17 protein-coding genes are annotated in these 20,003 nt (G+C 47.7%); 2 read left to right on the forward strand and 15 right to left on the reverse strand.

From position 1 onward, the window contains the following. Positions 1–18: 18 nt before the first annotated feature. The 5 genes from sucA to sdhC form a co-directional block, all read right to left on the reverse strand. Positions 19–2,826, reverse strand: a complete 2,808-nt coding sequence (gene sucA, locus AC6I8U_RS12605) for a 2-oxoglutarate dehydrogenase E1 component (protein ID WP_234494378.1) — start codon at positions 2,824–2,826, stop codon at positions 19–21. Between the two features lie 99 nt (positions 2,827–2,925). Further along, the gene (locus AC6I8U_RS12610; protein ID WP_042476400.1) at positions 2,926–3,636 is read right to left on the reverse strand and encodes a succinate dehydrogenase iron-sulfur subunit; all 711 of its coding nucleotides are present in this window, start codon (positions 3,634–3,636) and stop codon (positions 2,926–2,928) included. Between the two features lie 15 nt (positions 3,637–3,651). Next, positions 3,652–5,418, reverse strand: coding sequence for a succinate dehydrogenase flavoprotein subunit (gene sdhA, locus AC6I8U_RS12615; protein WP_498017068.1), 1,767 nt, complete (start codon positions 5,416–5,418; stop codon positions 3,652–3,654). Then, positions 5,419–5,766: a succinate dehydrogenase, hydrophobic membrane anchor protein gene (sdhD, locus tag AC6I8U_RS12620; RefSeq protein WP_042476398.1), complete on the reverse strand. Its 348-nt coding sequence runs from the start codon at positions 5,764–5,766 to the stop codon at positions 5,419–5,421. Continuing rightward, positions 5,760–6,152 (reverse strand): succinate dehydrogenase cytochrome b556 subunit, encoded by a 393-nt coding sequence (sdhC, locus tag AC6I8U_RS12625; protein WP_042476396.1) that lies wholly within the window; start codon positions 6,150–6,152, stop codon positions 5,760–5,762. Before sdhC ends, sdhD begins: the two co-directional genes overlap by 7 nt. A 394-nt stretch (positions 6,153–6,546) precedes the next feature. Here sdhC and AC6I8U_RS12630 point away from each other — a divergent pair, with 394 nt between their 5' ends. Further along, positions 6,547–7,836, forward strand: coding sequence for a citrate synthase (locus tag AC6I8U_RS12630; RefSeq protein WP_042476393.1), 1,290 nt, complete (start codon positions 6,547–6,549; stop codon positions 7,834–7,836). Between the two features lie 63 nt (positions 7,837–7,899). On the opposite strand, the gene AC6I8U_RS12635 is transcribed toward AC6I8U_RS12630, so the two are convergent. Further along, positions 7,900–8,658, reverse strand: coding sequence for a Nif3-like dinuclear metal center hexameric protein (locus tag AC6I8U_RS12635; protein WP_498017069.1), 759 nt, complete (start codon positions 8,656–8,658; stop codon positions 7,900–7,902). 84 nt (positions 8,659–8,742) lie between these two features. Between AC6I8U_RS12635 and AC6I8U_RS12640 the strand changes: the two genes are divergently transcribed. Beyond that, positions 8,743–9,513, forward strand: coding sequence for a DUF1853 family protein (locus tag AC6I8U_RS12640; RefSeq protein WP_498017070.1), 771 nt, complete (start codon positions 8,743–8,745; stop codon positions 9,511–9,513). Between the two features lie 14 nt (positions 9,514–9,527). Here the strand turns inward: AC6I8U_RS12640 and AC6I8U_RS12645 are convergent, their stop codons facing one another. The 9 genes from AC6I8U_RS12645 to lpxA form a co-directional block, all read right to left on the reverse strand. Then, the gene (locus AC6I8U_RS12645; protein WP_498017071.1) at positions 9,528–10,376 is read right to left on the reverse strand and encodes an endonuclease/exonuclease/phosphatase family protein; all 849 of its coding nucleotides are present in this window, start codon (positions 10,374–10,376) and stop codon (positions 9,528–9,530) included. Between the two features lie 65 nt (positions 10,377–10,441). Then, entirely contained in the window at positions 10,442–10,780 is a 339-nt protein-coding gene (gene glnB, locus AC6I8U_RS12650; RefSeq protein ID WP_042476388.1) for a nitrogen regulatory protein P-II, read from the reverse strand. Between the two features lie 168 nt (positions 10,781–10,948). Next, the gene (locus tag AC6I8U_RS12655) at positions 10,949–11,260 is read right to left on the reverse strand and encodes a c-type cytochrome (protein ID WP_234494383.1); all 312 of its coding nucleotides are present in this window, start codon (positions 11,258–11,260) and stop codon (positions 10,949–10,951) included. A 120-nt stretch (positions 11,261–11,380) separates the two neighbouring features. Further along, the gene (gene tilS, locus AC6I8U_RS12660) at positions 11,381–12,700 is read right to left on the reverse strand and encodes a tRNA lysidine(34) synthetase TilS (protein WP_498017072.1); all 1,320 of its coding nucleotides are present in this window, start codon (positions 12,698–12,700) and stop codon (positions 11,381–11,383) included. Between the two features lie 82 nt (positions 12,701–12,782). After that, on the reverse strand, positions 12,783–13,742 hold the full coding sequence (accA, locus tag AC6I8U_RS12665) for an acetyl-CoA carboxylase carboxyl transferase subunit alpha (protein WP_498017073.1): 960 nt from the start codon (positions 13,740–13,742) through the stop codon (positions 12,783–12,785). 49 nt (positions 13,743–13,791) lie between these two features. Beyond that, the gene (gene dnaE, locus AC6I8U_RS12670) at positions 13,792–17,271 is read right to left on the reverse strand and encodes a DNA polymerase III subunit alpha (protein ID WP_498017074.1); all 3,480 of its coding nucleotides are present in this window, start codon (positions 17,269–17,271) and stop codon (positions 13,792–13,794) included. An 81-nt stretch (positions 17,272–17,352) separates the two neighbouring features. Then, positions 17,353–17,979 carry a ribonuclease HII gene (rnhB, locus tag AC6I8U_RS12675; protein WP_128647850.1) on the reverse strand — a complete coding sequence of 209 codons (627 nt, stop codon included), beginning with the start codon at positions 17,977–17,979 and terminating at the stop codon, positions 17,353–17,355. Then, a complete protein-coding gene (gene lpxB / locus AC6I8U_RS12680) occupies positions 17,976–19,118 on the reverse strand; it encodes a lipid-A-disaccharide synthase (protein ID WP_498017075.1) in 1,143 nt (380 codons plus the stop codon). The genes rnhB and lpxB overlap by 4 nt, the downstream gene beginning before the upstream one ends. Before the next feature lie 96 nt (positions 19,119–19,214). Beyond that, positions 19,215–20,003, reverse strand: a complete 789-nt coding sequence (gene lpxA, locus AC6I8U_RS12685; RefSeq protein WP_446569058.1) for an acyl-ACP--UDP-N-acetylglucosamine O-acyltransferase — start codon at positions 20,001–20,003, stop codon at positions 19,215–19,217.

Genomic DNA, 20,003 nt, shown 5'->3' on the forward strand with positions numbered 1-20,003 from the left:
TCCTTTTTCTTCTAGTTCTTAATCTAGGGTCAACGCGTCAGAAATTAACGCTTTCTGTTGTTTCAAGTGTACCGACATATAACCAACCGCCGGAGATGCTGATGCTGGACGACCAGCGTATTTCAAGTCAGCGCCAGCAGGGATAGCTGCACGGAAATTGTGTTGACTTGAATACCAAGCACCTTGGTTTTGAGGCTCTTCCTGACACCAAACGAAATCTTGAGCATTGGTGTATTCAGCAATCTTGGCTTTTACATCATCCAGTGGGAATGGATATAGCTGTTCAATACGAACAATCGCCACATCTTCTTGCTCGTTGCTACGACGTTGCTCTAGCAAGTCGAAATAGACTTTACCGGAGCAGAATACAACGCGCTTGACGTTTTCTGGCTTAAGCTCATCGACTTCACCGATCGCAGGTTCAAACGTACCCTCTGCCAAATCTTCAATGCTAGACGTACACAATGGGTGTCTTAGCAGTGACTTAGGTGACATGACGATAAGCGGACGACGCATTGGACGAACGACCTGACGGCGAATCATGTGATAAACCTGAGCTGGCGTTGATGGAATCACCACCTGCATGTTTTGTTCAGCACATAATTGAAGGTAACGCTCTAGACGAGCCGAAGAGTGCTCTGGACCTTGACCTTCATAACCGTGCGGCAACAGCATTGTCAGACCGCACAGACGACCCCACTTTTGCTCACCAGACGAAATAAATTGGTCGATAACAACTTGAGCACCGTTGGCGAAATCACCAAACTGTGCTTCCCAAATCGTGAGACCACTTGGCTCTGCTGTTGCATAGCCATACTCAAATGCCAGTACCGCTTCTTCCGATAGAACCGAGTCAAATACCTGGAATGGACCCTGTTTATCGTGAAGGTTAGCAAGTGGAATGTAGGTACTTGCATCTTCTTGGTTGTGCAGCACTGAGTGACGGTGGAAGAACGTACCACGACCAGAATCCTGACCTGAAATACGGATGCGCTTACCATCATCGAGCAGCGTTGCATACGCCAACGTCTCTGCCATACCCCAGTCGATCATCTTCTCGCCACTCATCATGGCAGCACGATCGTTGTAGAGCTTGTTGACTCGACTTTGGAGCTTATGGCTATCTGGATATTGACCAAGCTTCTGACCAAGCGCAACTAGGCGCTCAGTACCGACCTGACCACCCCATTCTTCGTCCCAATCTCGACCAAGATACGGAGACCAGTCAACAGAGTGAAGTGCCATTGGGCGCCACTCTTTACAAACCACTTCACCACGATCCAGCGCGTCACGGTACTCATTGATCATCTGCGTTGCAGTTTCAATGTCACTCTCTTCACGCTCGATCAGGACATCCGCATACAGCTTACGCGGTGTTGGGTGCTTTTTGATCTTCTGGTACATCAGTGGCTGAGTAGCGTTCGGCTCATCAGCTTCGTTGTGACCATGACGACGATAACAAACTAGGTCAATAACCACGTCTTTCGCGAACTCGTTGCGGAAATCTAAAGCAATCTGAGTAACAAATGCCACCGCTTCTGGATCATCTGCGTTAACGTGGAAAATCGGCGCCTGAACCATTTTCGCGATATCGGTACAGTACATCGTTGAACGAGTATCGCGCGGATTAGAGGTCGTAAAGCCAACTTGGTTATTCACTACGATGCGAATAGTACCGCCAACTTTAAAGCCACGTGCTTGCGACATGTTAAAGGTTTCTTGTACGACACCTTGACCCGCAATCGCAGAGTCGCCGTGAATCGTAATAGGCAGAACCATACCGCCATCTTTATCGCCTAAGCGATCTTGACGAGCACGAACTGAACCAATAACAACCGGGTTAACGATTTCAAGGTGAGATGGGTTGAATGCTAATGCTAAATGCACATCTCCACCTGGCGTCGCGAAGTCAGCAGAGAAACCTTGGTGGTACTTAACATCACCTGTACCCCATGTTTCATCGTGCTTACCAGCAAACTCATCGAAAAGGTCTTGAGGTTTTTTACCCAAGACGTTAACCAACATGTTCAAACGACCACGGTGCGCCATACCAATGACCACTTCACGCATGCCTTGGCTACCAGCATGTCGAATCAGTTCTTTTGTCATTGGGATTAGAGCATCACCACCCTCTAGCGAGAAACGCTTAGCACCTGGGAATTTAGCACCAAGATAGCGCTCTAGACCTTCAGCGGCGGTAAGTTCTGCTAAGAAAGTGTGTTTATGTTCGGAATCAAAGGAGGGTTGACCAACAACCGACTCTAGACGTTGCTGAATCCAACGTTTTTGAGCAGTGTTCGTCATGTGCATGTATTCTGCACCGATAGAGCCACAGTAGGTTTTTTGCAGCGCCTTGTGAAGATCACGTAACGTCATGCTCTCTTGCCCGATAGCAAAAGAGCCCACATTGAACGTTTCGTCTAAGTCATCTTCGGTGAGTGAATGGAACGCAGGCTCCAATTCATCAACAGTTGGACGTTTCCATAAACCAAGTGGGTCCAGATTAGCAGCTTGATGCCCGCGGAAGCGGTAAGCATTGATAAGCTGTAGAACCTTTACTTGTTTTGCATCGACCTCGGGGTCACTTACTTGAGCACTTGAATGCTTTGTTTCTTGAGCGAGTCGTCGGAAGTAATCACGGACACGTGAGTGCGGTTGTTCAACCACATCAGGCTGCACAGGCAACCCATCAAATACACGTTTCCACTCCTCACTTACCTGTTCGGGATCACTTAGATACAGTTCGTAGAGGTCTTCTACGTACGTTGCATTGGCGCCTGCCAAGTGTGAAGACTCGAGCCATGCCTTCATCACACTATTGTGCATATTTTCCCTTAACCAGTAGTTTTCACGTATGCATCGGTCTACGCCGAGCTATAAGAAGCCGACTCTCCAGGGCGTCGAGTCGGCAATTTTTATTTGTTATTACACCGAACGATTCACAAGCATTGACTTGATATGGCCAATCGCTTTCGTCGGGTTTAGTCCCTTAGGACATACACTGACACAGTTCATAATGCCGTGACAACGGAAAACGCTAAATGCATCATCAAGATTTGATAAGCGTTCATCTGTTGCCGTATCACGACTGTCAATCAGCCAGCGATACGCCGCGAGAAGACCTGCAGGTCCAATGAACTTGTCTGGGTTCCACCAGAATGATGGGCAAGAAGTCGTACAACACGCACACATGATGCACTCATAGAGACCATCAAGGTGTGCTCGTTCTTCTGGCATTTGCAGGTTTTCACGCGATGGTGGCACATTTCCATCAGAAATGAGAAATGGCTTAACTTTCGCGTAGTTATCATAAAACTGAGTCATGTCGACAATCAAGTCTCGAACGACCGGAAGTCCCGGTAACGGACGAATGACTATCTTGCCACCCTCAAGCGCTGATAATGGTGTGATACAAGCAAGGCCGTTCTTACCATTCATGTTCAGACCGTCGGAGCCACAAACCCCCTCACGGCATGAACGACGAAAAGCGATCGTTGGGTCTTGCTCTTTCAGCAAAATCAGAGCATCAAGTACCATCATGTCCGACCCTTCATCCACCTCTAGGGTGTAGTCTTTCATGTATGGCTTGTTATCTACATCCGGATTGTAACGGTAAAGAGAGAAATTAAGTTTCATAGTCGTGTCCTCCCTTTAGTACGTACGTGCTTTCGGCGGGAAAGCTTCACGGTGAACAGGCGTCATATTGACATCACGCTTCGACATCTGCTCAGTTTCAGGGTTATAGATAGAGTGACATAGCCACTGCTCATCATCACGCTCTGGGAAGTCAAAGCGAGCATGAGCGCCGCGACTCTCGGTACGATAGTTTGCCGCTACCGCCGTAGAGAACGCTGTCTCCATCAGGTTATCAAGCTCTAGACACTCAACGCGCTGGGTGTTGAATTCTTTCGACTTGTCAGCAAGGTGTGCTTCTTTAAGACGCTCACGAATCACTTTCAGCTCTTCTAGACCCGTTGCCATCGCATCACCTTCGCGGAATACCGAGAAGCTGTTTTGCATACAAGTCTGCAGGTCTTTACGGATTTGAGCTGGATCTTCGCCTGATGCACTGTTTTCCCAGCGCATAGTACGAGCAAGAGATGCCTCGATGTCAGATTCAGTTGCAGGGCGTGCCTCTGTTTGTGCTGCCAATGTCTCACCAAGGTGTAGACCCGTCGCGCGACCAAATACCACAAGGTCAAGCAGCGAGTTACCACCCAAGCGGTTAGCGCCGTGAACCGATACTGATGCAATTTCACCACAAGCGAATAGACCTTGAACCTCAAGATCGTTACCTGATGCGTCTTGCTTAATCGCTTGACCAGAAACTTGAGTTGGTACGCCACCCATCATGTAGTGACAAGTTGGAATAACTGGAATTGGTTCTTTCACCGGATCGACGTGTGCGAAGGTACGAGAAAGCTCACAGATACCTGGTAGACGAGACTCAAGTACGTCTTTACCTAGGTGGTCCATCTTCAGCTTGATGTGTGGACCCCAAGGACCATCACAGCCGCGACCTTCTCGGATTTCGATCATCATTGAACGAGCCACAACGTCTCGACCCGCCAGGTCTTTCGCGTTCGGTGCATAGCGCTCCATGAAACGCTCACCATCTTTATTAAGAAGATAACCACCCTCACCACGACAGCCTTCTGTTACAAGTACACCTGCGCCAGCGATACCCGTTGGGTGGAACTGCCACATTTCCATGTCTTGCATTGGAACGCCAGCACGAAGTGCCATGCCAACACCATCACCTGTATTAATGTGTGCGTTGGTTGTTGAAGCGTAGATACGACCTGCACCACCCGTTGCAAGGATGGTCGCTTTCGATTTGAAGTAACAAATCTCACCAGTTTCCATACACAGAGCAGTACAACCCAACACCGCTCCATCTTGGTTCTTAACAAGATCCAACGCATACCACTCTGAGAAGATAGTGGTCTTGTGTTTGATGTTTTGCTGGTAAAGCGTATGAAGTAGAGCGTGACCAGTACGGTCAGCAGCCGCTGCGGTACGAGCCGCTTGCTCACCACCAAACTCTTTAGACTGACCACCAAATGGACGTTGATAAATCGAACCATTATCAAAACGAGAGAAAGGAAGACCCATTTTCTCTAGTTCGATAACCGACTTAGGACCATTTTTACACATGTACTCGATAGCGTCTTGGTCACCGATATAATCTGAACCCTTAACAGTGTCATACATATGCCACTGCCAATCGTCTTTATGAGAGTTACCAAGCGCGACTGTAATACCGCCTTGGGCAGATACAGTATGCGAACGAGTAGGAAAAACCTTAGATAGCAAAGCACAAGAAAGACCTTGCTCTGAAATTTGCAGTGCGGCACGCATACCTGCACCACCAGCGCCGATTACTACGGCATCAAACTCACGAACTGGAATAGACACTTACGCACCCCACAGAATAAAGAAACCAGAGAAGAAATAACCAAGCAGTACCGCAACAAACGTCAGTTGCAGTGCGCCACGTAGTAGCGTGTGCTTGATGTAGTCTGTAAGAACTTGCCATAGACCGATCCAGGCATGAATTAGCACTGAGGCTAACGCAAGCATGGTGAACACCTTAGTGAAAGTGCCACCGAAGAAGTTGGTCCACGATACGTAGGAAATATCCCCTGCAAACGCGCAGAAGCTCACGAGATAAATTGTGTACAAGGTCATAATGATGGCGGTCGCACGAATTAATAGAAAATCGTGTACGCCGTTACGACCAAAAGTTGAAACGTTGCTTACCATACCAATACTCCAGCCAGCAGTGACAGAACACCTGTCACGATGAAGGCAACCTTGGCACTCTTCGCGCCCGATTCGAGCTCTTCAAAGTAACCTAGGTCCATAATCAAGTGGCGAACACCACCCACGATGTGATACGCAAGTGCTGTCAAAATGCCCCAAAGGATAAATTTGACGAAGAAACCGTCGACAATGTCGGCTGCCTCCGCAAACCCAATCGGGGATGAGAGTGACTTGGCTAGTAACCAAAGGAGAATACCGATCGACACAAACGTAATCACACCTGACACACGGTGCAGGATGGAAGCGATTGCGGTGATCGGAAAGCGGATTGTCTGTAAATCTAAATTAACAGGTCTGGACTTTCTTTCTTTCACGGGCTTGCTCACTCAGCTCCATTGAGCATTTATTGTTATGAATAATTTTTGGTCTCTAAGCCTCAAAAGTTAACATAAAGTTAACAATAATTTCGTGTTACAAGGGAGATAATTGTAACGATAATGTTAACAGACGAGAATTCAAATCGACCTCACTTCGGTTTGCATCCTCGAGTTTACAAGGTTTTGACCAACAATTTCACCGAAACTATACGGTTGGCAACATTCTAATACAATTGGTGTAACAAAATATGCTACACAGAACAGATTTTTAACCATTTTTCTATAAAAAATCATAACAAGTGCACACAAAACCGTATAAAAATTGACTTTGCCCACGAAGCGAAGTAAAAAATTGGCACACAAACATCCTGGACGGATTAAATAATAAACAAAGGAGATTGTTATGGCAGATAAGAAAGCGACCCTTCATATTGAAGGTCAAGCGCCAATCGAGCTGCCGATTATGGAAGGTTCTATCGGACCAGAAGTAGTCGATGTTCGTAAACTTGGAGCCAATGGTTACTTTACATTTGACCCGGGTTTTCTTGCCACTGCATCCTGTGAATCTCAAATCACTTATATCGACGGCGGTAAAGGTGTCCTGTTGCACCGTGGTTTCCCTATCGATCAGTTAGCTAACAACGCAGACTACCTAGAGGTTTGCTACATTCTTCTCGTTGGTGAAGCCCCTACACGCGAAGAATACGAAAGCTTTAAACAAATCGTGACCCGTCACACCATGGTTCATGAGCAAATTGCGAGTTTCTTCCACGGTTTCCGTCGCGACGCTCACCCAATGGCCGTAATGTGTGGTGTGGTTGGTGCTCTTGCCGCCTTCTACCACGATTCTCTCGATATCAACAACGACTCACACCGTGAAATTGCAGCTTACCGCTTGATTTCTAAGATGCCTACGCTTGCAGCAATGTGTTACAAGTATTCTATCGGTCAACCATTCATCTACCCACGTAACGACCTAACCTACGCGGAAAACTTCCTACACATGATGTTCGCTAACCCATGTGAAGAGTATGAAGTTAACCCAATCGTTGCACGCGCAATGGATAAGATCTTTACGCTGCACGCAGACCACGAGCAAAATGCGTCTACGTCGACTGTACGTCTTGCTGGTTCGTCAGGTGCTAACCCATTCGCATGTATTGCGGCTGGTATTGCCTCTCTATGGGGTCCTGCTCACGGCGGTGCTAACGAAGCGTGTCTTCGTATGCTTGAGGAGATTGGCTCTGTAGATAAGATCCCTGAGTACATCGAGCGCGCGAAAGACAAAGATGACCCATTCCGACTAATGGGCTTCGGTCACCGTGTTTACAAAAACTACGACCCACGTGCGACAGTTATGCGTGAAGCATGTCACGACGTACTTAAAGAGCTTAACATTCAAGATCCTCTATTGGATGTTGCAATGGAGCTTGAACGTATTGCTCTGTCTGACGAGTACTTCGTTGAGAAGAAACTGTATCCAAACGTAGATTTCTACTCAGGTATCATCCTTAAAGCGATTGGTATCCCAGTCTCTATGTTCACAGTAATCTTCGCGATGTCTCGCACAGTAGGTTGGATTGCTCACTGGAATGAAATGCACAGCGATCCAGGCAACCGTATCGGTCGTCCACGTCAGCTTTACACTGGTGAAGCAATGCGTGACTTTAAACCGCTACACGAACGCGAATAACGATAAACACAACATCAAAAGCAAAAGAGCAGCCTAGGCTGCTCTTTTTTTGTTTGCTCGCCGTTAAACCGGATTATCGATATCCTTAAACTCAACCTCGAGTCCATGCTCTTTAGCCAACCATTCACCCAACGCCTTAATGCCATAGCGCTCGGTTGCATGATGTCCTGCAGCGAAATAGTGAATATTGAGTTCGCGTGCTGTGTAGGTCGTGCGCTCAGAGATCTCTCCCGAAATAAACGCATCCAAGCCTTTTGACGCAGCAAGCTCAATGTAATCTTGACCACCACCTGTACACCAACCAACGGTTTCAATCAGCTTATCCGCCATATCTGGAGCGATATGCAAAGGTTCACGATTCAACGTCTTTGCAATCTTTGCGGCAAAGTCAGCCCCCGTCACTGGCGTCGCCAGTTTGCCGAACATAGCCACAGATTGTGGGTGCCCTTCAAGACCATCAATGACTTCAATATCAAGCAGCTCGGCTAATCTTGCGTTATTACCAAGCTCAGGGTGGATATCAAGCGGAAGGTGATAACCAAACAAGTTCACGTCGTTCTTGATCAGAGTGCGAATTCGCTTACCTTTCATCCCACGAATCGGCTCAGGTTCACCTTTCCAGAAATAACCATGATGTACTAACACAGCATCCGCTTCTACGCTCACCGCATAATCGATAAGCGCTTGAGAGGCCGTTACACCAGTGATCACTTTTTTGATTTCACTCGCACCTTCAACTTGAAGTCCGTTAGGGCTGTAATCTTTAATTAATTGCGGCGATAGTTTTTCATTGAGGATAGCTTCAAGCTTTAAGTTATTCATGGCACTTCCTGAGCAAATTCTTGATTTCCGTGGTTATAGCAATTTACTCTAGCAATGTCGAAAGGAAAACGTAAAGAATACGCCATGCAATCAATTAGGGACTTCATCACTTGGATAAGCGAAAGCCAAAGCCTCATCACAGGACACGAAAGCGTGGCAGAGCGTTTCCCAAAGTCATCGAGTATTTCAAGCACACAGGACGACTCTGAGTACCAAGGTAACCCTAGACTCGGTTTTCTTTATCAGGAACTCTGCAGACGCTTGTTCGAGCAGAGCAAACAACACAATGTGTTTGCGGAAGAGATACAACTGCAGCAAGATGGGCGAACCTTAGGCGCCATCGATTTCCTTATTGAGAAAAGAGGTGAACCAAGGCTTGAACACTGGGAAGTCGCGATTAAATTCTATTTGCTCAAAGACGGTCTTTGGTATGGTCCGAACGCTACAGATAGGCTGGATAAAAAGCTAAGCCGTATGCTCGACCATCAACTTAAGATGTCGGATACCCCCGCGTTCAAATCGCAGTACCCTGACCTACTCAGCCCATCTCAACACCTACTGATGCAAGGTCGACTCCATATCAACCCATTTGAGCAAGAGGACGTGCCAACAGAGTGCGTGGGACTGCGCATCAATCCACAGCGGATCACTGGTTACTGGTGTTACCAATCTCAGTTTCACCGCATTAATGAACCTGTGTTCAGATTGGAGAAACCACTTTGGGCGACTGGAAAACGTCAACGCGGTGACAGCGATTCTGTATCGGCTCTCCCAAAGCACTTTATTCACTGCCAAGCCGAGAGTGGTCAATTCTGGTTTATTGTCCCTGATGACTGGCCGCAAAGCAGTATGTAAAAAGTTGATATCGTCTACTGAGACAAAACAAACTCAGCCAGCATTGGATTATGATCCGACGCGTCACTTTCAGGGGTGCTCATCGCCTCTAACGACATGCCTCGATAGAAGATATGATCGAGTGGCAGTCCGGTAACAAAGCGTTTTCGATGATCAGGGCTAAACTTGACCTCTTTGATTTGATAGTTGCGAAGGACATTTTTTAGTACTTCCATTCGTGATTCGCTCCAACTGTTGAAGTCACCTGCGATGAGTAAGGGGCCGGAGTGAGATTCAAGCACTTGCTTAAACGAGTCCAGTTGTTGCTTATACTCTTGCGTCCCTAAGGTAAAGTTCACTGAGTGCAGGTTAAGCGCTATCAAAGTCTGTCCATTAGAGAGCTTATATTCTGCATAGAGACCGGATTTAGGGAGTTGCAGCCAAGGTTCAACCTGAAGGTTTGCACAGGCGACTTTTGGCATGGCACGGCTCAAGTTTAAAACTCCACTTGAAACATCAAATGCTTTAAATGCGCTGACCTGATTACTTCCCCACTCCGAGCGCTGTAGCCAATCGAGGAACTGATCATCAAGGCTTGCCTCTTGAAGTAACACCAACTGTCTGTCTTGGGAGCGCTCTGTAAGCTCTGAGAGAAGGTTATCTCTGTTTTGCTTATACACATTCCACACCAACACATTAAGTCGCCCTGCGTCATCAAGCGCCTCTGGCGTGGGATTGTGATAACACTTTAACTCGGTATCAACCTGCGCGCCGCGCACGGTGGTGATTTCTGGCGTATCTGAGACCGTAAACACCGCTTGAAACCCACCAACCGCCATACCAAGCGCAGCCAATGCACCGACTAAAAGCCACTTTAACTTCATTGCTCACCCTAAGAGTAAAAAAGGAGTAGTTGCCTACTCCTTTTAATGTTAGTGCTAAACGCGTTTTAGATCGCGTCTTCGTCTTCTTCGCCAGTGCGGATACGAACAACACGCTCGATATCAGTGATGAAGATTTTGCCATCTCCAATCTTGCCGGTTTGAGCCGTTTCAATGATGGTCTCAACACACTGGTCAGCCACATCACCCGCAACAACAATCTCGAGTTTCACTTTTGGTAAGAAATCGACCATGTACTCAGCGCCTCGATAAAGCTCAGTGTGGCCTTTCTGGCGACCAAAACCTTTCACTTCAGAAACGGTCATACCTGTAATGCCCACTTCAGCCAGTGCTTCGCGCACATCATCAAGTTTGAATGGTTTGATAATCGCTTCGATCTTTTTCATGTTCTTCCCTTACATCAATTTTGTTAGCGACATTATCTGGTAGGTCGCATCAACAATCAACGAAAACAAAAAGCCCGAAGCGTAGCTTCGAGCTTTGTGTCAAACATTCTTGCAACCGACTGAGTCGTTGCGTTGTTTCTAGCTTACGTTCGGAACGATAAGTGGTCGTTACTTCAAGCTAGCGTAGTATGCGGCTAGGTTAGCAATGTCCTCATCACTAAGCATCGATGCTTGAGCTTGCATGACTGCTGCCAAACCACCATTGCGCTCTTTGTTTTTATACGCCTTGATGGACGTCACTAGGTACTGCTCATTTTGTCCTTTAAGGTTTGGGTAACCAGGGATAACCGCAATCCCATCAGCACCATGACACGCTGCGCAAACCGCTGCTTTCGCTTTACCCGCGGCGATGTCACCTGCCATTGCTGGTCCACTCAGTAACCCCACTACTGCGATTGCTCCAATCATCAATTTTTTCATTGCTTTACCTTGTACTTTTTATCAATGTTAGTCAGAAAGCAGTGCATCCATCACACAAATTGAACAGTTCTAACCGCTTCCTGCGTTTTATTATCTTTACGATTGTGACATGAAAAAGGGTCATTTGTCCCAGACAAGTTCACAATCTGAGCCGTAAAAATCCTTATCTACAAACAGGTTACCGACGGCAACCACAATGCCGTTCATCATCAGGATTGGCGTGCGGCGACGTTGCCAACTTGGCACCTGATATTCTTGAAACAGCTTCTTTAACTTGCGAGAGCCAGAGCGTCCATGGGGATGGGCGCTCAGTCCTTCAGGGTTGAACGTAACGCTCAAAGCCCCGGTGAGTTTAGCGCATTCTAGCGTCATCGTGCTGTCGCCTGAACGACCACTTTTTAAACTTAAGATCCCTAAATCATCTGGCAAAGCTAACGGCTCCTCCAATGTCAGGGCATGTGTCCAACTCGTCACATCAGCTAGCTTCGCAATCCAATAAAGGTAGCCACGAAATCGGCGGACTACTCCGCCGGACAATTCTATCTGAGGGTTGGCATCAACCCTAGCTAACGCGACTTCCTGCCAAAGTTTTTGTAGCTGAACTTCACTAGGCAAAACTGTCACTTGAGATTCTAACCACATACGCAATAGCTGGTCGCGTTTTAGCTCTGAAAAGTGATTTAACGCCTCTACCTTGATACCCATAAAGCTATTAAGGCAGGAATCAAGCTCCGGCTTTAGCAGCTCTTCTAGTAACCGCTCTTGCTTGGCACATAGCCTTGCACTGCGATTCACCGCCTTGGAAAAGCTAGGCCAACGAGAACTGAGCAAAGGCATGACCTCATGTCGCAAAAAGTTTCTATCAAAGCGGGTATCTTGATTGCTTTCATCCTCAAGCCATTGCAGCGCTTCATCATTGGCAAACTGTTCAATGTCCTGACGTTGCGCACCAAGAAGAGGTCGAACAAGAGTGCCCTTACCGAAAGGCATACAGGCCGCCATTGATGATAGCCCCTTAGGTCCGCTGCCACGCTTAACGGCAAGCAGAAAAGTTTCGGCTTGATCATCCAAATGCTGCCCGGTGATCAGAACGTCGTCATGCGTCATATGTTGATTGATAGCCTGATAACGAGCATGACGCGCCTGCTGCTCAATGCTATCACCACTATTGAGGTTCAGTTGTACATGCTCTGCAACAAACTCAACCTTTTCTTCTTTCGCCCACTGCTTGCATAGCGCTAGCCAATGGTCAGCTTTGTCGCTCAACCCATGATGAACGTGAACTGCGACAATCGAAGTAGATGGGTAGCATGTACGATACTCAACGGCCAGTCTCAGCAATACTCGGGAGTCAACGCCGCCACTGAATCCGACAACAATGCGCCCTCCATCAGGAAGATAACGGAGCATAGATTCGGTGAACTGTTGACGTAGCGACATTGGTATTTCCTAGATAGCGTAGGGACTCAAAATACAAAAAAGGCGAGCATAATGCTCGCCTTATTATATAAATCAATTTCGTTTAGCAGTAGCCATAACTCATCAATCGTTGATAGCGACGCTCAAGAAGGTGCTCTTCTTCTAGCTGATCGAGCTCTTCTAGCTGGCGAAGCAGGGTTGCTTTCATGTTTTCAGCCATTTGGATCGCATCTCGGTGTGCGCCACCAAGCGGCTCTTCGATGATCTCGTCAATAAGCTCAAGCTCTTTAAGGCGCGGCGCAATAAGACCCATCGCCTCTGCTGCTTGTGGTGCTTTATCCGAATCACGCCACAAGATAGACGCACAGCCTTCAGGAGAAATTACTGAGTACGTTGAGTACTGAAGCATGTTCACGTAATCGCCCACACCGATAGCGAGTGCACCACCAGAACCGCCTTCACCGACAACGTTACAGATAACTGGCACCTTCAAACCCGCCATCACTTTAAGGTTCATCGCGATAGCTTCAGACTGACCACGTTCTTCAGCGCCAACACCTGGATATGCACCCGCCGTGTCAATAAAGGTAATGATTGGCATGTTGAAACGTTCCGCCATGCGCATCAGACGAAGCGCTTTGCGGTAGCCTTCTGGCTTAGGCATGCCGAAGTTACGTTTTACTTTTTCTTTGGTTTCACGACCCTTCTGGTGACCAATGACCATCACTGGACGTCCTTCTAGGCGAGCCATACCACCCACGATCGCTTTGTCGTCTGCAAAAGCGCGATCACCAGCAAGCTCATCGAATTCCGTAAATACGTGCTCAATGTAGTCCAATGTATATGGACGTTGTGGGTGACGAGCGAGCTGTGCTACTTGCCACGCACCAAGATCACTAAAGATTTTTTTCTTAAGCTCTAAGCTTTTCTTCTCTAGTTGTTCAATTTCTTTATCTAAGTCAATTGCGCTGTCACCACCGTGACGAGATACATCACGTAGTGCTTCAATTTTTGCTTCTAGTTCGGCAATTGGCTTTTCAAATTCAAGAAAGTTCAAGCTCATCTATGAATCCTTTTCGATTCTGCTCTGGGACTAAAGTCCCAAAGCTATATTAGTTAAATTCGAGTTCTACCTGGTCTTTACCAAGTAACTGCTGTAATTCTTCTAGCAGCGTATCATTTGGTGTAACACGCCATTCTGTACCCAGCGTAAGTTTTGCTCGTGCATTCGAACGCTGATAGTAAATATTGACCGGCACAGTCCCCGCTTTATGAGGGGTAAGTATTTCCATAAAGCGCTGATAAAAGCGCTCATCAATTTGTTGCTCTAACAAAGAGATGGATAATCCTCGCGTAAATTTCTCGCGAGCGCTACCAAGATCTAAAACTTCGCGGGCAGACATTTTAAGTCCACCATTGAAGTCATCAAAGCTGACCTGTCCAGAAACGACCACTATTTTATCTTTTTCTAACAATTCAGCATATTTATCTAGTGCATCTGAGAACAACATCACTTCCATACGACCACTTCGGTCGTCCAAAGTCATAATTCCGATGCGTGTGCCACGTTTCGTAGTCATCACACGAGCAGCGATCACCAGACCCGCAACCGTCAGCGATTGATCACGACGTGTTGGCGTGGCGTCTTTTAATCGACAACTTGTATACTTAGTTAGTTCCTTGAGGTAGGCGTTAATTGGGTGCCCGGTCAAATAAAGACCCAACGTCTCCCTTTCGCCCTCCAGCCAAACCTTTTCTGGCCAAGCAGGAACCTGAGTATATTTGTTCTCGACTTCTTCTGGAGCATCGGTCAAGACGCCAAACATATCGCCCTGCCCAAAAGCTTCAGCTTGGTGATGTTGACTCGCCGCCTTCACGGCATCATTTAGTGATGCCATAAGTGCCGCTCGGTGTGGCCCCAGTTTATCAAGCGCCCCCGCCATAATGAGTTTTTCAATCACTCGCTTGTTCACTTTTTTAAGGTCAATGCGAGCGCAAAAATCAAACAAGTCACGGAAATAGCCATCTTTGTTTCTGGCTTCGATAATGGCATCAATAGGGCCTTCACCAACCCCTTTGATCGCGCCGATTCCGTAAACTATCGCCCCTTCATCATTGACATTAAATCGGAACAAACCAGCGTTGATATCTGGTGGCAATACCTTGAGCTTCATGCGGAAGCACTCATCAACAAGGCCAACGACTTTCTCGGTGTTATCCATATCCGCGGTCATTACCGCTGCCATAAACTCAGCTGGATAGTGTGTCTTTAGCCATAGCGTTTGATAAGAAACCAGAGCATAGGCTGCCGAGTGCGATTTGTTAAAACCGTACCCTGCAAACTTCTCTACCAAGTCGAAGATCTTCATCGCCAGTTCGCCGTCGACGCCATTCTTAATGGCCCCTTCTTCGAACACGGCACGCTGCTTGGCCATCTCTTCAGGTTTTTTCTTACCCATCGCACGACGCAGCATGTCTGCGCCGCCTAGCGTATAACCCGCTAGGATCTGCGCGATCTGCATCACCTGCTCTTGATAAAGGATGATGCCATAGGTTGGCTCAAGCGTCTCTTTTAGCGATTCATGCTGCCAGGTTTCATCCGGATAGGAGACCGCCTCTCGTCCGTGTTTACGGTCGATAAAGTTATCTACCATGCCCGATTGAAGCGGCCCCGGACGGAACAGGGCTACCAGTGCGATAATATCTTCAAAACAGTCCGGCTGAAGGCGTTTGATAAGCTCCTTCATACCTCGAGATTCCAGCTGGAATACCGCGGTGGTTTCTGAATTTTGTAGCAGTTGGAAAGATGGCTGATCGTCGAGTGGAATGGACTCGATACGAACCGGCTCTTTACCTTCTCTCTCTAAACGTGGGTTGATAAGCCCCAATGCCCAATCAATGATGGTTAACGTTCTCAGGCCCAAAAAGTCAAACTTAACCAGACCCGCGGTTTCCACATCGTTTTTATCAAACTGTGTAACTGGGAAATGGCCCTCTGAATCTGCGTAGATCGGCGCAAAATCCGTGATCGTGGTTGGTGAGATTACAACACCACCCGCGTGCTTACCGGCGTTACGTGTACAACCCTCTAGGATTCGACACATGTCGATAAGGTCACGAACCTCTTCATCGTTGTCATATAACTGCGGTAGAGCGGGCTCTACATCAAACGCCTTTTGTAGCGTCATACCAGGATCGCCCGGAATAAGCTTCGAGATACGATCGACAAAGCCAAATGGGTGACCAAGTACGCGACCTACATCGCGAATAACCGCCTTGGCAGCCATGGTACCGAATGTGATGATCTGAGATACCGCATCACGACCATACATTTCTGCTACGTGATCAATAACTTGGTCACGTTTATCCATACAGAAGTCGACATCGAAATCGGGCATGGAAACACGCTCAGGGTTCAAGAAGCGCTCGAATAGCAGATCGTATTCTAGAGGATCAAGGTCGGTGATTTTCAGCGCATACGCAACCAAAGAGCCGGCACCCGAACCACGACCAGGACCTACAGGGATCGCATTATCTTTCGACCACTGGATGAATTCCATTACGATCAAGAAATAGCCAGGAAAGCCCATTTGGTTGATAACGTCGAGCTCTACTTGTAAGCGCTCATCATACTCCGGTCGGCGCTCAAGACGGACCTGCTCATCAGGGAATAGGAACTCTAAACGCTCTTCTAGACCTTCTCGAGACTTCATCACCAAGAAGTCTGTCTCTTCCATACCCTCTGTTGGGAACGCGGGTAGGAAGTACTCTCCCAGCCTGACCGTGACATTACATCGCTTGGCTATCTCGACAGAGTTTTGCAGTGCTTCTGGAATATCAGCGAATAGCTCGCACATCTCTTCTTCACTACGCAAATACTGCTGGTCACTGTAGCGTTTAGGGCGACGTGGATCATCGAGCGTATACCCATCGTGAATCGCGACTCGGATCTCGTGAGCGTCGAACAGTTCTTTATCGACAAACACAACCTCGTTAGTTGCCACAACAGGTAGCTCTAGCTCTTCGGCTAACTCAATCGCAAAATGCAGGTAACTTTCTTCGTCTGAACGTCCCGTACGGATTAACTCGAGGTAGTAGCGATCTGGAAAGTGGGTCTGATAGAAAGCTGCACACTGCTTGGCAAGCGCTTGGTTGCCTTTGAGTAGGGCTTTACCAACCTCACCTTCTTTGGCACCCGACAGGACAATCAATCCCTCTGAAAGCTCTGCAAGCCACGCCTTGTCAATCACAGGTTGATGCTGTACGTGTCCTCGAAGATAGGCTTTTGAGATCAGCAGCGTTAGGTTGTTGTAGCCCTTGTTATCCGCAGCCAGCACAGTAATACGAGTCAGCTCTTCGCCAAACTCGTCTGACTGCATGGAAAAGTCGGCCCCAATCAGTGGCTTAATACCCGAGGAATGAGCATTGCCATAAAACTTTACGAGACCACAAAGGTTAGTGAAGTCGGTCAATGCCATAGCTGGCATACCCATCTCCGCTACCTTCTTCACTAGTGGCGGTACTTTGGAAAGCCCATCCACCATTGAGAAGTCACTGTGAACACGTAAGTGTATAAACTTGGGGTCTGACATAATGAATCCTAAATCGTCACGACATTCTAATGGCTATATCTGAAGCCACTAGCCTTTCAATAGCGTTAATCTTTAATACTGTTAGTCTTCTAAACCTAGGGCGCGCTTTACTGGCTTAAAGCTTTTTCGATGCTGAGCAATAACGCCATGCTGCTCAATCGCTTCAAAGTGCGCCTTGGTCGGGTATCCTTTGTGCTTAGCAAATCCAAATTCCGGATGCTCTTTATCGAGCTCTTCCATTTCTTGGTCACGCACTACCTTGGCGATGATAGAGGCAGCACTGATTTCCGCGACGCGAAGATCGCCTTTCACCACAGCCTGTGCGTCCATCGGAAGCGCCGGCGTTCGGTTGCCATCGATAAGCACGAGATCTGGTGTAGCACTCAGCCCAGCGACCGCTCGCTGCATCGCAACCATGGTAGCTTGAAGGATATTAAGCTGATCAATTTCTTCCGGTGAACAGCGACCCACAGACCAAGCTAACGCTTTCTCTTTTATCTCTGGATAGAGCGCGAGACGTTTTTTCTCTGACAGCTTCTTAGAGTCGTTGAGACCTTCTATCGGATTGTTAGGGTCAAGTATAACGGCAGCAGTGACTACGTCACCAACCAAGGGACCACGTCCTACTTCATCCACACCAGCTACTGCAAGGTAACCTTGAGGATATTCAAAAGGAGGTAACTCTACTGGTGTTTTCTTTTTGGTCATAATCTATCAATCAATTTAAGTACGGCGTCGGCGGCCTGTTTATCCGCATCTTTGCGGATCCAATGATGCATTTCGGTGAACTTTTCAATCATATCGCGATTGTCGCCACTCAGCAGTCGCGTCAGCTCAGCGTGCAGGTTCTCAGGTGTGCAGGCTTCGAGTAGGAACTCTTTGACTATCTCGTCGTCCGCCAAAATATTAGGTAAAGAGACATACTTAGTCTTAACCAGACGCTTTGCCAAAAATGCGGTGATGGCATTCATCTTGTAACCAACAACCATAGGTCTCTTGAGTAACATGCACTCTAATGCCACCGTACCAGACGCCAGCAACACCGCATCGGAGGCTGCAATCACATTACGGGCCGTGTCTTGAACAATATGAAAATCTAACTCTGGGGCATATTGCTGCCAAGCATCAATAAACTGCTGTTTACGTTTATCATTTACGGCTGCAACGACAAAGCCGAGTGTCGGATCATCCTTGCTGAGCTTTAAGCAGGTCTCGATAAATGGCTGCGAGAGCATTTTGAGCTCATTACCACGACTACCCGGTAGCACAGCGAGCCATTTTCTATCTTTATCAAGTCCCAGCAGCTCTTGAGCTGCCCCTTTATCAGACTCCAAAGGAATCGCATCGGCAAGGGTGTGACCAACAAACTCACACGGTACGTTGAACTTGTCATAAAACGCTTTTTCAAACGGCAGAAATGCTAACACTAAGTTCGTCGCTTCAGCGATGCCGTAGATGCGCTTTTGCCGCCAAGCCCACACAGAAGGGCTGACGTAATGTACTGTTTTAGTGCCTGCTTTTTTCAGGTCCAACTCAAGTCTTAAGTTGAAATCAGGGGCATCAATCCCGACAAATACATCGACCGGATTCTCAGTAAAGTACTTCACCAACTCAGCCTTAACATGCAGCAGTCTTCTTAGCCTACCCAAGACCTCCACAAGCCCCATCACAGCTAGCTCTTCCATATCGAATAGAGACTCGCAGCCCTGGGCAATCATCTTTGGTCCGCCAATACCGACAAACTCAGCATCCGGGTAGCGCACTTTAAGAGCCTTGATAAAGCCCTCGCCAAGCGTATCACCAGAAAGTTCGCCAGCGACGATGCCGATGCGTAATGGTCGTTCCATTGATAGTCCCTATTTGCGATAAGTTTATGGTTTTCTTAAAACAGAAAAAGACCGCCAGTCCAACTGGCGATCTTTTAAGCTTGCTGAGATGCTGAGCTAGCGAATAATGCCACGCTCTGACGTTTCCAAGATCTCAATGAAGCGTCCAACAGAGGCCCATTCTTGCGCCATCTCTTCCAGTACCGGCTTCACTTCGGCTAAGGTCTTACCCGAGCGATAAATCTCTTTGTAAGCTTTCTGCAATGCGCGAAGCTCTGGCTTCTCAAAGCCATTACGCTTTAGGCCAACAAGGTTTAGACCAAACGGCGTAGCATGGTTGCCTTGTGCTAAAACATAAGGTGGCACATCTTGAACGACAGCAGAACAACCGCCTACATAGGCGTATGCGCCGACCGTGCAGAATGGGTGAATCGCTGATAGAGCCATCACGCCAGCATAATCGCCAACGGTAACATGCCCACCAAGGATTGCATTGTTGCCAATATGAGTGTGATTACCAACGATCACGTCATGAGCGATGTGCGCGTTGACACACAGCAGGTTGTCGTCACCAACAACAGTCTGTGTTTTGTCCTGCGTGGTGCCACGATGGATCTGTACACTCTCACGGATCACGTTGCGGTCACCCACAATTACACGTGTATCTTCGCCGCCATACTTCTTATCTTGGTTTTCTTCACCGATAATCGCTTGCGGGAACACTCGGTTGTCATTGCCAATCGTCGTGTTACCTTTAATCACGACGTGCGACATAATTTCATTGTTTTCACCGATGGTGACGTCACCCGCAATGTAGGTAAATGGTCCTACCGTGGTGTTCGCACCAATAGTGACGTTACCTTCGATAACGGCACTTGGGTGTATCTTTGCAGACTCATGAATCAT

This window comes from Vibrio sp. KUL80, from assembly GCF_059725495.1.

Coding starts and splice junctions, on each gene's coding strand:
- accA (WP_498017073.1), bottom strand. CDS start 13,742: ATGAGCTTGAACTTTCTTGAATTTGAAAAGCCAATTGCCGAACTAGAA.
- glnB (WP_042476388.1), bottom strand. CDS start 10,780: ATGAAAAAGATCGAAGCGATTATCAAACCATTCAAACTTGATGATGTG.
- AC6I8U_RS12630 (WP_042476393.1), top strand. CDS start 6,547: ATGGCAGATAAGAAAGCGACCCTTCATATTGAAGGTCAAGCGCCAATC.
- lpxA (WP_446569058.1), bottom strand. CDS start 20,003: ATGATTCATGAGTCTGCAAAGATACACCCAAGTGCCGTTATCGAAGGT.
- sdhD (WP_042476398.1), bottom strand. CDS start 5,766: ATGGTAAGCAACGTTTCAACTTTTGGTCGTAACGGCGTACACGATTTT.
- AC6I8U_RS12655 (WP_234494383.1), bottom strand. CDS start 11,260: ATGAAAAAATTGATGATTGGAGCAATCGCAGTAGTGGGGTTACTGAGT.
- tilS (WP_498017072.1), bottom strand. CDS start 12,700: ATGTCGCTACGTCAACAGTTCACCGAATCTATGCTCCGTTATCTTCCT.
- dnaE (WP_498017074.1), bottom strand. CDS start 17,271: ATGTCAGACCCCAAGTTTATACACTTACGTGTTCACAGTGACTTCTCA.
- AC6I8U_RS12645 (WP_498017071.1), bottom strand. CDS start 10,376: ATGAAGTTAAAGTGGCTTTTAGTCGGTGCATTGGCTGCGCTTGGTATG.
- AC6I8U_RS12640 (WP_498017070.1), top strand. CDS start 8,743: ATGCAATCAATTAGGGACTTCATCACTTGGATAAGCGAAAGCCAAAGC.
- AC6I8U_RS12610 (WP_042476400.1), bottom strand. CDS start 3,636: ATGAAACTTAATTTCTCTCTTTACCGTTACAATCCGGATGTAGATAAC.
- lpxB (WP_498017075.1), bottom strand. CDS start 19,118: ATGGAACGACCATTACGCATCGGCATCGTCGCTGGCGAACTTTCTGGT.
- sucA (WP_234494378.1), bottom strand. CDS start 2,826: ATGCACAATAGTGTGATGAAGGCATGGCTCGAGTCTTCACACTTGGCA.
- AC6I8U_RS12635 (WP_498017069.1), bottom strand. CDS start 8,658: ATGAATAACTTAAAGCTTGAAGCTATCCTCAATGAAAAACTATCGCCG.
- rnhB (WP_128647850.1), bottom strand. CDS start 17,979: ATGACCAAAAAGAAAACACCAGTAGAGTTACCTCCTTTTGAATATCCT.